The sequence below is a fragment of the Enterococcus gilvus ATCC BAA-350 genome (assembly GCF_000407545.1).
Taxonomy (GTDB): Bacteria; Bacillota; Bacilli; order Lactobacillales; family Enterococcaceae; genus Enterococcus_A; species Enterococcus_A gilvus.
The window spans coordinates 2841214-2855109 of sequence record NZ_ASWH01000001.1; the positions used below are offsets into that span (position 1 = coordinate 2841214).

The window sequence follows — 13896 nt, forward strand, 5'->3', positions numbered from 1 at the left end:
TGTTCCTCCGTTTCTTTTTAGTCTTCTTCCATTGGGTCTTTTGATAACAACTCCAGCATTTCTGCCTTGGTTTGCGCATTGACCATGTTCTCGATGAAATCCTCGTCTGCCAAAAGCATTGCCACTTTTTGCAGCAGCTTGATGTGCATCGTATTGGCGTCCGTGTTTTTGACCGCAAATAAGATGATCACACGAACAGGTTCTTCATCCAATGATTCCCATTCGATCGGGGTCGCAGCTTTGCCGACCACCAATGAGGTTTTGATGACACTGTCGGATTTTCCATGAGGAATCGCAATACTATTGCCGATCCCCGTCATGCCCTCCGCCTCACGTTCGAACACGTCGGCCATGAAATCTTCTTCGTCTTCGATGTCCCCATTTGCCATCAGTAAACGGGTCAGCTCTTGAATCGCCTCCTTTTTTGTTTTCGCTTTCATTTCTAACTGAATCAATTCTTCGGTAATAACATCTCCGATACTGAAATCATCCATCATTTTCTCTGCTGTCATCTCACATCTCTCCTAACATCTCTTTCACTCGTTTTTCATCTTGTTTGGTAAATACGGAATTTACTAATATCGTCGGAATCATCCGCTCGATCGTTAAATTGACCGTCGTTAAAATCAAATCAATGTTTTGATATTTTTCTGGGGCTTTGGAAAATTTTCGTGCCGACAATACGTCCACGATCTCTAATTCGGGGAACGCCTTGCGGACCTTCACCTTCAGCAATTCGGACGTTCCTACTCCGCTGCTGCACATGATCAATACTCGTTTTTTTGAATGGATCATTTCTTTATATTTCACAAAATACAAAGTTAAAAAACCAATTTCATCTTCCGAAATCTCATTTAACTGGTACTTTTCCTCCGCGGATCGACTCACTTGCTCGACCTGTTGGAAAATCTCGGGGTACTCCAGCTTGATATCTCCCAGCAAATCATTTTTGACAATGATCTCATTTTTTAATCGGTACAATAAGGGATCAATGTGTTCATACAGATCCTGTCGATTCGGCTGTTGATCCACCTTCATCCCCATCAAGCAGCTCATCTCTGTCGCAAAGAATTCAGTGATCGCCAGCGCCTCTTTGGATTTTCGGTTTAATTTGATCGGCTCCTTCTCCATTCGAGAGGAGATCAGGTATTGAAAAAGGTAAAACGTCTCGCTTTCTGGCAAAACAAGATTCAAGTAATGATTCAGCTTCGTGATCACCATCCGTGAAAGCTGATACAACGAATCGTAGCGTGTGATCAATTCCTCTTCGTCAGGATCGAGAAGTTCCCCACACGTATCCGCATGAATCTCCCCTTCCCGTACCCGCTTGATCAAAATATAAATGTGGGAAAAGATATTGCTGTTATAGGGATACGCGATCCCATTCTGTAATTTCCGTTCAATATATTCCAATAAGGACGTGATAAAGTTGATGTCGTAGGAGCTGATCTTTTCCTGTTGTGTGGAAAAGTCCTCCTCCCACACACGGTTCGCACTGATCAAATGGTTGACTGCCTTACGGATCTGTTTCTCCGTTCCTTCGATCGAAAGCCGCTGTCCTTTACGAATCAGTGCCAGCTGGTGATCCATTAGAAATTCTGTCATCCGTACCAAATCATTGTTTATCACGGTGGTGCTGACATAATATTCATCAAACAGGTCTTGGATCAACACTTTCTTCGGTGATTTGAATAACAAGGTCAACAGAATCGTGTTCCTTCGTTCCAGCGGTCCGCGAACGGTATCTACACCTCGTTTTTGTACACTTTCTTTTAAATAATTGTCATAATCTAAGCGAAACCCCTTGCCGACCTCGGCGGAGATCAGCTCTCCAACATCAGAAGCTTCATTGATTTTTTTGATTGTTCGGTAAATTGTTTTGGTGGAAACATTGGCAAATCCAGCTAACTCTTGAGCGGTGAGTGTCATCCCATGTTTGATAAACAGTTCGATCAATTGCGTTTCACGTTTGCTTAGCTGCATGTTGTCAACCTCCTTGTCATTAATATAGCTCTTTTTTTCTTGCGTACATTTTTTCTTGTGTCCACTAAGATGGACATTTTTATAAAACGCTTTCAATAACTGACATAAATAAGTTGTGAAAATAACCCCCTTTCAAAACCCCTGTTTCTTTTTGTGCTGTTTAAAAACTGCTTCGTAGTGACCAATTCTCCTTTCTCTATCTTACTGTGCGATTAAGGTAAAAAAAACAGCGAAAAAATCGCTGTTTCTCTTCATCATTTATTTTTTTACGAAGCGATTGTTTTCCTTTTTAGGGCAGAGAGGGTTCTTTTTCCACCTGTGCACAACTCGCTGCACTAGCGAATTGATAGATGGGTACCAACTGTTCATAAGTCTCTACCATAAATTTTTGGGCCGCCTCCGGATTTTTCCACAAAGGATCTTCTCTTTTGATGATCCGCCCTACTTGAAATTCCCCTTTTTTTACATCACGGAATCTTTTCAACAGCCTTTCTGTGTTTTCTGGTGATAACTCTTCCACTTTTTCTTTCGTGTGATCGCCAGACAGAACGAAGTCTGGGGATAACTGAGCGAAACGATCCAAATGCTCTAGCAGCGTGTCCGCGATGGCTTGCTCATTTTTTGGCTGATCGATGCACGATAGCCACATAAAGACATACTCCGGCCAAATCCCCAACTGAAAATGCGGCTCCATCTTGTAGCCGCGCTTTTGGCGACTCAACGCAGACCACGTATTTTCAGGTGGATTCGCGGTACGGCGACGATGCTGTGCAATGTGGATAAACAATTCTTCTCCAAGCAGCGGCTCTAACACTTGTTGAAAAACTTCATCCAATTGTTGAAAAACCGGTTGGATTTCTTGACGGATCGCTGCCATCCGTTCCTCCAGCCCATCGACATCAAATACAGCAAAACTATTTTCGGTGAACATGTTACTCCTCCTTGCTTCAACTGCTGCCTTTTCCCAAAAAGGCGAATGATTCACAGGTGATAAGACACTATCCTGATTTTACCATCTCTTGATCTGCTTATACCTTTCATTTGCATTTTTCTATTGAAAAAAAGGTACATTCTTTCAGTAAAGGTTCTTTTGCTTCCTCATTTGACAAAAAACGGACTAAAATTTAATAAACCGCTTTAGTTATTTTGCTATTTTAAAGAAATTATTTCCCTCTCTTTGTTAAATCAAGTATATTATAAGTAGCCATTTTATTTATCAAGGTTTCAGAAAGTCATTTCTGAGGAGGGTAAAACGAATGATTTCAGATGCAATTGGGTTCGAGAAAAAATTTCGTTTAAAAGAAGATAAAAAATTTGAACAATATAAAATCATGCTCCCAAAATTGCGGGAAAATGATGTCATGATAAAAATTTCCGCCATCTCGATCAGTACCTTGGATACTCAGATACGTCAAAACATCAAAGGTGCCAAAAAGCCGTATATTCTTGGTTGCGGAGGGGTGGGGATCATCACTCGATTCGGCAGTAACAATCCCCGGTTGAATGTCGGGGACCGCGTTTTATATATAAATAAAGTCGGAAAATATGGCAGCTATAGCAACTTTCAGATCGCAGATGTCCATTCGGTCGTGAAGCTGCCGGACACCTTTCCTACCGATGAAGCTGCTGCATTTTCCTATAGCTTCTTCTTGGCCTTCGAGGTGCTGTTCAAGCAGTTGAAGCTAAAGCCGCAGCCTGGAAAAAATCAAGGAAATTTGTTGATTTTGAATACGTCTGACGGGTTGGGCGCGACGATCATTCAGCTAGCAAAATGGGCTGGATTGAAGGTTGCCGCCACGATCAACAAGAACAACTCTGAGATTTGGATCAAGAATATGGGTGCGGATGTCGTGTTCTCCCAGTCCACTCATTTAGAAAAGGAGCTGGACCAGGCGGAAATGACACCGGTGGATTATGTCATCAATCTAGATACAGAAAAAGAAAAAAGTTTTGATCATTTGGCAGAGTTTAAAGAGACTGCCACCGTTTTACTGTTGCATTTTGTTAAGAAAAAACGGAAGGACGTCGATCCTGATTTCCTGCACTTTTATTGCGATGAGTTTTTGGAATCTTCCTTTGAAACCGCAGAAGGCATCGATTATTCACGGAAGATCATGGAGCTTTTAGTCTATCTGTGGGGAAAGAATCAATTAAAATCCATTTTGACGGCACAATTAAATGGTTTCTCAGACAAGAATTTTTATGGTGCCCATAAATTGATTGAGAACAATCCAAACTTTCGACATTTAGTATTGGTCAACGAATGAAATCTTGTTCAATGGAACAAGATTTTTTTGTTTGCAAAAAAACTTTTTTGATAAAAACGCCCTATCTGCCCCTTTGATAACAAATGTTGTCAATTATCACAGGAATTTCTTGTTTTTATGGGTTTAACATTTGCTAATTACATAGAATGGGATTAAGATATAAAATGGAATTTTCATTTACATTTTCATTTCAGAAATTTTAGGAGGTTTTTATGGATTATTCACTGACTACTCGGTTAGCAGCTGAGTTCTTGGGGACTGCTTTATTAGTAATGCTTGGAAACGGTGCAGTTGCCAATGTAGATTTGAGAGGTACGAAAGGTTACGGAAGTGACTGGATGTTGATTGCAGTAGGTTACGGGTGTGGGGTTATGATTCCTGCGATGATTTTCGGCGGGATCAGCGGTAATCACATCAACCCAGCGTTTACGATTGGTTTAGCTGTTAGCGGCATGTTCCCTTGGGCCGAAGTTCTTCCTTACATCGTCGTTCAAATCCTTGGCGCAATGGTCGGACAACTAGTCGTAGTAGCCAGCTACAAACCTTATTACGATCAAACAGAAGATAAACTACATGTGCTAGGAACCTTCTCAACGATCAATAGTGTCGGATCAAAATTCAATGGTTTCGTAAATGAGTTCTTCGGGTCATTCATTTTATTCTTCGGTGCACTTGGAATTACCAAAGCGCCTTTCTTCCAGAATAATCTGGGAACCGCTCACTTGGCATTAGGTTTCTTAGTATGGACATTGGTTGCCTCTTTTGGCGGACCAACTGGACCTGGTTTGAACCCTGCTCGTGATTTAGGGCCACGTATCATGCATGCCATCTTACCATTGAAACACAAAGGCGATTCACAATGGGGCTACTCTTGGGTACCCGTTTTAGCACCGATCGTTGCGTCCATCGCAGCCATCGCTTTATATAAAGGCTTATTCATGTAATAAAAAAAATGTCGCAGATTTTGCGGCATTTTTTTTATTTTAATCATCAGTCCTCGCGTATTTCAACAAAGGCACCTTTGATTTTTCGTTTTTCTTTCATTGCTAGATCGTTTTCCAGTTCAAATGTCACAGGTGCCGGATCAGCGATCACAACGAAGACCTCTTGATCATTCTTCCCTTTTTTGATCTCGATGTTTTCTTGCTGATCTTCTCTTAGAAAAGCTTGAGCAACTTGCTGCATCGTGTTCCCATCGTCAACAACATCCGCGGGTTGGATAGGCGGGACAATCTCATGTTCATGCATTGGAACGACCTCCTCTTATGACGTTTATTCTACGCACATTGCGGAAGCATCGCAAATAGAGGTCTGATCCAGACCCCTATCCGTTGTTTCTATTAAATTAGTTCCTTTACAAACGCCACCGGAAACATCGTTTTTTCAGCCGTTTCTTCGATTGACAGCCCTTGCGCCAAGTAACGCTTCGCTACACTTGTCATGCTTTCAGAGACTTCCACGATAAATTTGTCAGGATCATAAAAACGCATCACCCGCTGCCCCCACGGATATTCCTTGCTGTGATGAAGGAACTCGATGCCTTCCACTTTTGAAAGCTTCTCCTCCCAGATAGCCAAATCCTCCACTTCAAAATAAAGTTGAAAATTATTGGCCTGCTCTTTCATTTCGATCGGAACATCCAGTAAGCCCGCATAATCCGCCTGCATGGAAAAGCCGCTCTCGTAAACCACATGGATATTATCAAGATTCATCATGACTTTTTGTTCCATCACTTCTTCGTAAAACTGCCTCGCTATGTTCATGTCCTTTACCGCGATCATTATTCCGCCATAGTTCATAGTACTCGCCGCCCCCTTCTTCATTTCCTCCACTATACCTTTAGAATTTAGCGATTTCACTGTAAAAATCGGACATCTTTTGTCGATACCCTTGCGGCGTATTACCAGTGATCTGCTTAAACTCGCGGTTGAAGTGAGAAACATCATAGTAGCCGGTCGCCTCATGGATTTTCGTGATTCCATTGGAAGGATCATTCAACAAACGAAGCGTGTGATTGATGCGGACTAAACGGGAGAACGTTTTCGTACTCATTCCTAGGTATTCGTTGAACAGGCGTGTCAAATGACGTTCACTATAAAAAGCCTCTTTAGATAATTGCTTCAATGAAATATTCCCCCTGTGGTGAACGATCGATCTGGTCAACCCAGTCACCTCTGATGGGGAAGGCTTTGAAATAGCCTTTAGGAAGAGTTGGTCAACCCCCATTACTAGCTCTTGCATACTCTCCGCCTTTTCTAACAACCTCCGCATTCCCTGTTGTATTTTCGCATGCAACAATTCCAAAGGAAAAAGCTGATCCGTTAATTCATGCTGATGGAAGCCCAAAAAGGCATGCAGCCCCGCCGGCTGGAATTCCACGATGAGTATCTGATCAAAGCCTGCTGCTTGATCGCCAACTCTAACTGCTTGCGTTGCCGGCCCAAACAATTGGCTATCGAGTTCTTGTCCCTTTATTCCAAAAATCATGGTCGCGCACCCATGTGGAATCACTGTATAGTGATCAGAAATAGCGGTTTTCGTTGGAAATGTCAGCGTGTAATTCGAGACATACGGCTGCAAGGCGGGGTGAGGCTTAATATACAGACAATCTTCATTTCCAAAAATGACTCGTTGCTGCTTTTGATACGTTAAAATAGCTCCACGATCGATCATTGCCTCACCCCTATTCGTTACCTTCATCATAGCAAGCTTCTTTTTTACTTGTCTAGTCCCTTTAACACACCTGCTTCATCTAGTTTCAATATGAAAATGTCGCTCGTTTATATGGTTTTGATGTTCCTACTTCCCGTATTCTGATTGAAAAGCCGTCGCCAAATTCATACAAAAAACTACAGCCTCGATTCCGGGCTGTAGTTCTCATCATTAGTCATTCAGGTAGGCCATGGCATTATCGATTAACTGTTGAACCGTTTCTTTTGGCATCACCGACAGAATATCCGTGATTTGCGGCGCGGATTTGCTATCGGTGAAGATAACGTTCAATGGCATATACAAGTTCCGGCCTTTTTGTTTGGTTTCTTTTTGAATAGTCGCTACGATCGCTGAATAATCGATTGCACCCGATTCTTTTTCTAGCTCTGTCGACAGAACGGTCAGTATTTGCTTGATGCTTTCCTTGTCAAAATCCGCCAAATCGGCATACGTAAAGGTCACTTGCTCCACCGTTTTGATAAACAGAATTTTCTCCATGAAGGTCATCAAGGTTTTCGCTTCTGTATGATAAATGTCGACTATTTTTTTAATAAAGTCTAGATCCTTTTCGATACCGAGTGCCTTTAATTGTTCTGCAACTTCTGTTTCAGCATCCTCGACTAACGAAACGATTCGTTCCGTTAATTCATCGACAGAGAGCTTTTTGATGTATTCGCCATTTGTCCAATCGAGTTTCTTTTGATCAAAGTAAGCTGGCGAAGCGGACATCCGATTGACATCATAGGCTTCGATCAATTCCTCACGGGTAAACAATTCTTTTTCTCCCACTGGCGACCAGCCTAGAAAAGCGATAAAGTTTAGCACCGCTTCACTCAAATACCCGTATTTCCGATACTGACTGATAAATTGCAGTGTGTCCTTGTCTCGCTTACTCAATTTTTTCTTCGTGTCCAAACTGTAGATCAACGTGATATGACCGAAAACAGGAGGTTCCAGCCCAAGTGCTTCGTATACCGCTAATTGTTTAGGTGTGTTTGCGATGTGGTCGTCGCCGCGCAGCACATGGCTGATTTTCATTAAGTAGTCGTCAATCACTACCGCGAAATTATAGGTCGCCATGCCATTGCTCTTTTCGATAATGAAATCCCCGCCTATATTGTCTGAATTAAATGCGACTGGGCCTTTGATCATGTCCTTCCACTCGTAAATGTGATCGCTTGGCAAATGAAGACGGATCGTGTAGCTGCGTCCTTCTGCTTCCGCTTGTTGGATTTGTTCTTTTGTTGCACCATACCAGCGGCCATCATAATGCGGCGCGATTTTAGCGGCCACTTGCTGATCGTGCAATTCTTTCAATTCCTCTTCAGTCGCGTAATCCTTATAGGCTAGACCTGCATCTAGCAATTGTTGAACATATTTGCGGTATATATCGACTCGTTCCGTTTGATGATACGGAGCGAATTCAGTATTGGGCTTGTCAGGACCTTCATCCCAATCGATGCCCAACCAATGAAGGTTTTCCATCTGACTGTCTTCTCCGTGTTCCACATTTCGCTTCAAGTCAGTATCTTCGATGCGTAAGACCCAGGTTCCGTTATAATGCTTGGCAAACAGGTAGTTGAATAACGCAGACTGCGCATTTCCTAAATGTAGGAAACCTGTCGGACTTGGTGCGTATCGAACGCGTACATCGCCGGTAACTTCTACTTTTTCTTTTTTCAATGACATTCCCTCCAGTTTAAAAGTCCAAGTAACTACTCGTTCATCCAAGGACTTTAATAACAGATGCTATTATAAGTGAAGATATCTGAGGAATCAAATGATTGCGACCTGCCCTGTAATAGCCCTGCACAGATTGCTGATAAAAAACTGAGCATTACAAAAACCCCTCTCAGAATAAATTCTAAGAGGGGTTTTCCCAGTACCAATAAATTGATAGAAAGGTTCTTCGTCCACTAAGCTTCTTTCCGACACGCCTGAAATCCGACAGGTGACGTGTGTCATGTGCCTCTGGTATCGAAGGATCAAAATTTCAGATCCGCTCGACTCGTCGCATGAGACACACTATAGCACACTCGCTTAGCCTTTGACAATCATTTTTCGTCGTTCTTATAAATTGATTCTGTGATCGCCACTGTTTTCAACGTCAATGCCTTGGTGACGATCGGACTTTCCAACCGTCCTTGTCGCAGACATTCATTGACATGATTCACTTCAAAGACAAATTCACTCGCTTGTTCACTATGAAGTGTTTCTGTCAGTCCCGTGCCATACTGGATCTCAGCCGTGTCCGTCTTCCAAAAATCAGGGATAATGATTCTCCCTTTTTCTCCGTAAATAATCATTCGTTTCGGCAAATCCAGATCAACCGTTAAAAAGATCGTCCCGATGACCCCATTTGGAAAACGCAGCGTAACTTGCGCCTGCGCATCGGATTGCCCTTCAGGAAATGTCAGCGTGCCCTTATAGTCCTCAGGTGCCGCCAGCAGCAGATGCTGCATATATTCTAATGGATAGGTCCCCGCACCGCGAAATACCCCGCCGCCCGCGCTTAAATCACGGAACCACGAGATGTGGTCGATGTTCGGGTACGCTGTGACAGAATCCAGCCACCGGACCGCGCCGATTTTGTCCTCTTCGATCGCCTGCTGGACCTGATCCGTGATCGGCAGGAACAACGCTTTTTGTGCTTCCATCAAAAACAGCCCGCGCTCTTCCGCCAATGCAAACAATTCCTCTGCTTGCGCCAATGTCATCGTAAAAGGTTTTTCCAGCAGCACATGTTTATTGTTTAACAACGCCAGCTTTGCCGCTTCATAATGCCCTTTGTTATAGACCGCCACGTACACGATATCGACCTCTGAACTTTGACACAATTCTTCATAGCTTCCAAACGCATGTGGAATCGCCAATTCCTGTGCCATTTTTTGCGCCTTTTCAATGCCTCGTGAAGCGATCGCGGTGACGATGCCGTCTTCGCTTTCCTTTACGCCTGCCACAAACCGAGGAACCACTTGAGCGGTACTCAAAATACCATAACGAATCATTTTCTCTTCCTCCTATCAAAATGAAAAAACTGATTTAAACAAACCAGTTCTTCTCTTGTTCCTATTCTAAAATTTTGCAAAGGTTTTGTCTAAAACAAAGAGACAAACATAGCCATAAGAGGCCACTGACCATAATTTAAAGAGCAAGACGATCCGCAAATAGTCTCTAAAGGGCAATTCTGTCATCCCTGCGACTAGACAAATCAAATCATCGGGCAGAAATGGAAAGATAAAACAAACGATCAGCAACCGTTTGATATCCTGCGTGTGATCCTGCAATGTTGCTTCAAATTTAGCGTAATTTTTTTCAGACAACACCAACCGAGCAAACTTCGGGCCGAAACGACGAGCGAGTAAAAACAGCCCCACTTCTCCGATAACCAGCCCAATGTAACTGTAAAAGATCCCCGGGATATTCCCGAACATCAGCATTCCGACGATCGTCGCGACCCCTCCTGGAATGAAGGGAATGATCGGCTGGATCGCCTGCACAACAATAAATGCTGTGATCGCAAAACTCCCAAAGTTTTTAATAAACTGCTGCAAATCAGCAATCGAGCTGAACATGCCGGAGCGTCTGATATAAATCAAAAGAATAATAAACGCTGCTAACCCGACAACAGGCAAGAATTGAATCACTTTCTGCTGCCAAGGCGCGCGGGGACGTGAATGTTGAGTCATCCTTCCCCTCCTTCTTATCATTTTCTGATCGCTATTGGTAAAATTCTCCGATTTGGTCCACGTACGGGAGCGATTCCTTTAATGGATAAACGACAAAATCATGCATCATGCCCTCCACGACTTCCAGCCGCATCGTTGTGCCTTCACTACGCTTGATTCGATCTTGCAAACGCAAAACATCTGGATACAGAATCTCATCCGTACCGGCGACGACGAGCAATTCGCCTAAATCATCAAAATTCCCAAAAATCGGTGATACCATTGGATCAGTCAACGGCAATTCGCCCGCATAATTCTCACCAGCTTCTGCCAATAAATCTTTTTCCAGCAACACATCTTTTTCCTGCAATTCATCTGAGCGAGGATCACTAAGTGACGCATCCAGCCACGGAGAAGCCAAGGCCATTTTTTTCGGCCGCTTCGGCAAATCGATATTGCGCAAATGCTGCGCCAAACTCATCGCCAATCCGCCCCCGGCAGAATCACCAAATAGGAAGAAAGAATCGTCTGGGTATAAATACGTTAATTTTTTAAAGGCCTTTTCCGTCAGCGGCACCGTTTTTTCTGCGGTGTTTTCAGGCGCCAACGGGTAATCAAAATAACTTACTTTTAAATTATAGCGTTTCACAAAACGCTCTTGGATCTCTTTATGGAAAGGTGAGGCTTCCAACGCATACCCGCCTCCATGCAGATAAAAGACGTGCCGTTTTGTCGGGTGGCTAGGAAACAACGTGATCAATTGATGCCCATCGATCGTCGAGTCTTTTTGCGGAATATCCGTTTGGGACAATTGACGACTGATCAAGCCGCGCCGCTTCGGTGGCGCCACCATATTGATCCCTACTAACTTTTTCATGTTGATCACTTTAAACACATTTTTTACGAATTTCGCTGAGTAGCGCATCGCCGGTCTCCTCCTTTTCGTGCTACAATAGACGGGTAGACCGTCATTGTTTGTTTCTTTAGCATAACGGAATCTGGAGGAGGTGTCCACAATCACAAAGCCGAATCGCGAATACCTTTATGATAATATTCGCGGCATATTGATTTTACTCGTGGTCTTGGGACACGCGTTAGAATATTTTCGTTTAGATAACAAGGTTGGTGAATTTATTTACGTCTTCATCTACCTGTTCCATATGCCTGTTTTTATTTTTATTTCTGGTTATTTCTCTAAAAATTTAGCCAAAGGGCGTTCGACAGCCGTCGAGACATTTCTCGTCCCTTATCTTCTATTGAATATGGTCCTGTCGCTGATCATGCTGGCCCTTGGTAAAATCAACGAATTCATGATCTTGAGCCCCGGTTGGACTCTATGGTACTTATATTGTATGTTCATCTGGCGCCTATTGCTACCAGACCTCGTAAAAGTTCGACGAATCTTAATTTTAAGTTTTATTGTTGGTATTTTCTCTGGCTTTTTAAGTGAATTCGGCACGTATATGGCGATGGCACGAACCCTTGGCTTTCTGCCCTACTTCTTGGCAGGTTATTTCATGGATCGCTCCTTATTGGAAAGGGCACACCGTATCCGTTGGCGTAAGTATATCAGCATCGGCATCATTTTAGCTGGACTAGGGATCGCCTTCTTTTGGGTACAGACTGATCTGCCTCCTGAAATATTATGGCGCGACCGCTCCTTCTTACTATTTAAGCTGCCGCTTTACCAAAATATTTTGAATAACGTGCTGCTCTACTTAGTCGGCTTTGCGTTTGTGTTCGTCTTTTTGAGCCTTGCCGCACCACGGCCCCATTTCTTCACATCGTGGGGACAAAAAACATTAACGATTTATTTACTGCATGTCTATCTGGTGGCACCCCTTGTGGAATTCACACAATACGTGAAAGACCCGCTGCTGCACCTGATCTTATTGGTCGCCGGAACACTCTTGATCCTCTATGTCCTCTCTCGACCAAAAGTAACGACGACACTGCAGCAAACGATCGCACGTATTTTGCATTTTATCATGCCCAATAAACCAGATAAAAACGGCGACTCGTCCTGAGTCGCCGTTTTTCTATTCCCATTCTATTCAAAGCTGCTTTCTGTTAAGCAAGCGGTATAGATTTCTTTTACCGCGGCTTCATCTAATGGAACGAACGCATCGGTTTTGATCATACTGTGAGCAACCGCTTGTTTCGCCATCTCGTCGAATTTTTCATCATCGATCCCCACTTCCGGCAGCGTCATTGGAATACCGCAAGCCTTGAAGTAATCGTATAATTTTTGGATACCGATTCGTGCAGCCAGCATCGGTACTTTTTCTTCCACGTTCCAAACATTCCACGCAAAGTTCGCAAACGTATTTACCGTTTCATCGTTCAGCGCGTATTCCATCCAGCGCGGTGTCAAGATCGCAAGGCCCACACCATGAGTAATGTCATAGAACGCACTCAACTCATGTTCCATCGGATGACACGACCACGCACCCGGTTTGCCGTTTCCAGTCAAGCCGTTCAATGCTAAGGTACTTGCCCACATCAAGTTCGCACGGGCATCATAATCCTCGGGATACTTCAAGGCGATCGGACAGTTTTTGATCACAGAACGCATCAAGCCTTCGGATACAGAATCCTGCACATCGGTTCCTTCTGTCCGCTTGAAATAATTTTCGATCAAGTGGCTCATGATATCCGCAGAGCCTGCCGCTGTTTGATACGTGTTTACACTAAAGGTATTTTGCGGGTCTAAGAAAGAGACTTTCGGCAGCATCGCTTTGCTTCCCGTCCCTAATTTTTGATGGGTCTCCAGATTAGAGATCACCGCACCGCTGTTCATTTCACTGCCTGTTGCAGCAAGAGTCAAGATCGTCACTAACGGCAACGCACCGCCTTGATATTTCCGACGCTGTAAGACCAGATCCCAAGCATCTCCGTCAAATTTCGTCGCCGCTGCGACGACCTTCGCACAATCGATCGTTGAGCCGCCGCCGACTGCCAAGATGACATCGACAGTTTCCTTGCGACAGATCTCTGCCCCGCGACGAACGGTTTCGATCCGCGGATTCGGTTCGACACCTGAAAGCTCAAAGACTTCGTTGCCGTTTGCCTTTAATTGGTCCATCACCTTATCGTACAACCCGATTTTCTTGATACTGCCGCCGCCATAAACGAGCAGCACGCGCTTGCCATAGTGGTTCAGCACATCGGGCAATTCTGCCAGACGATCTTTCCCAAAACGAATATCTGTTGTAACGTGAAAATCAAAATTTTCCATGATCATTCCCCCTGTTCATTTCTATCCA

General features: G+C 43.8%; 14 protein-coding genes. 3 read left to right on the forward strand and 11 right to left on the reverse strand.

Annotated elements, in window-relative coordinates; translation table 11 throughout:
• Window positions 1–17: 17 nt before the first annotated feature.
• From I592_RS14100 to I592_RS14110, 3 genes are all read right to left on the reverse strand, one after another.
• Window positions 18–512, reverse strand: coding sequence for a PTS sugar transporter subunit IIA (locus tag I592_RS14100; protein ID WP_010779548.1), 495 nt, complete (start codon window positions 510–512; stop codon window positions 18–20).
• 1 nt (window position 513) lies between these two features.
• Entirely contained in the window at window positions 514–1983 is a 1470-nt protein-coding gene (locus I592_RS14105) for a BglG family transcription antiterminator (protein ID WP_010779547.1), read from the reverse strand.
• Between the two features lie 289 nt (window positions 1984–2272).
• Entirely contained in the window at window positions 2273–2914 is a 642-nt protein-coding gene (locus tag I592_RS14110) for a DUF1054 domain-containing protein (RefSeq protein WP_010779546.1), read from the reverse strand.
• Window positions 2915–3239: 325 nt separating this feature from the next.
• Here I592_RS14110 and I592_RS14115 point away from each other — a divergent pair, with 325 nt between their 5' ends.
• A complete protein-coding gene (locus I592_RS14115) occupies window positions 3240–4250 on the forward strand; it encodes an alcohol dehydrogenase catalytic domain-containing protein (protein WP_010779545.1) in 1011 nt (336 codons plus the stop codon).
• 212 nt (window positions 4251–4462) lie between these two features.
• Window positions 4463–5194 carry an MIP/aquaporin family protein gene (locus I592_RS14120; protein ID WP_010779544.1) on the forward strand — a complete coding sequence of 244 codons (732 nt, stop codon included), beginning with the start codon at window positions 4463–4465 and terminating at the stop codon, window positions 5192–5194.
• 46 nt (window positions 5195–5240) lie between these two features.
• On the opposite strand, the gene I592_RS14125 is transcribed toward I592_RS14120, so the two are convergent.
• The 7 genes from I592_RS14125 to I592_RS14155 all read right to left on the reverse strand — a co-directional run bounded on the left by I592_RS14125 (window position 5241) and on the right by I592_RS14155 (window position 11555).
• Window positions 5241–5498, reverse strand: a complete 258-nt coding sequence (locus I592_RS14125; protein ID WP_010779543.1) for a hypothetical protein — start codon at window positions 5496–5498, stop codon at window positions 5241–5243.
• 92 nt (window positions 5499–5590) lie between these two features.
• A complete protein-coding gene (locus I592_RS14130) occupies window positions 5591–6049 on the reverse strand; it encodes a VOC family protein (RefSeq protein WP_010779542.1) in 459 nt (152 codons plus the stop codon).
• A 40-nt stretch (window positions 6050–6089) separates the two neighbouring features.
• Window positions 6090–6923 (reverse strand): helix-turn-helix domain-containing protein, encoded by an 834-nt coding sequence (locus tag I592_RS14135; protein ID WP_044926321.1) that lies wholly within the window; start codon window positions 6921–6923, stop codon window positions 6090–6092.
• A gap of 210 nt (window positions 6924–7133) precedes the next feature.
• Window positions 7134–8645, reverse strand: coding sequence for a glutamate--tRNA ligase (gltX, locus tag I592_RS14140; RefSeq protein ID WP_010779540.1), 1512 nt, complete (start codon window positions 8643–8645; stop codon window positions 7134–7136).
• Between the two features lie 371 nt (window positions 8646–9016).
• Window positions 9017–9970, reverse strand: a complete 954-nt coding sequence (locus I592_RS14145) for a Gfo/Idh/MocA family protein (protein WP_010779539.1) — start codon at window positions 9968–9970, stop codon at window positions 9017–9019.
• Window positions 9971–10036: 66 nt separating this feature from the next.
• Complete coding sequence (locus I592_RS14150) at window positions 10037–10651, reverse strand: TVP38/TMEM64 family protein (RefSeq protein WP_010779538.1); 615 nt, start codon at window positions 10649–10651, stop codon at window positions 10037–10039.
• 31 nt (window positions 10652–10682) lie between these two features.
• On the reverse strand, window positions 10683–11555 hold the full coding sequence (locus I592_RS14155) for an alpha/beta hydrolase fold domain-containing protein (protein ID WP_010779537.1): 873 nt from the start codon (window positions 11553–11555) through the stop codon (window positions 10683–10685).
• A gap of 82 nt (window positions 11556–11637) precedes the next feature.
• Here I592_RS14155 and I592_RS14160 point away from each other — a divergent pair, with 82 nt between their 5' ends.
• On the forward strand, window positions 11638–12657 hold the full coding sequence (locus I592_RS14160) for an acyltransferase family protein (RefSeq protein WP_010779536.1): 1020 nt from the start codon (window positions 11638–11640) through the stop codon (window positions 12655–12657).
• Window positions 12658–12680: 23 nt separating this feature from the next.
• Here the strand turns inward: I592_RS14160 and I592_RS14165 are convergent, their stop codons facing one another.
• Window positions 12681–13868 (reverse strand): iron-containing alcohol dehydrogenase, encoded by a 1188-nt coding sequence (locus tag I592_RS14165; RefSeq protein ID WP_010779535.1) that lies wholly within the window; start codon window positions 13866–13868, stop codon window positions 12681–12683.
• Window positions 13869–13896: the final 28 nt, after the last annotated feature.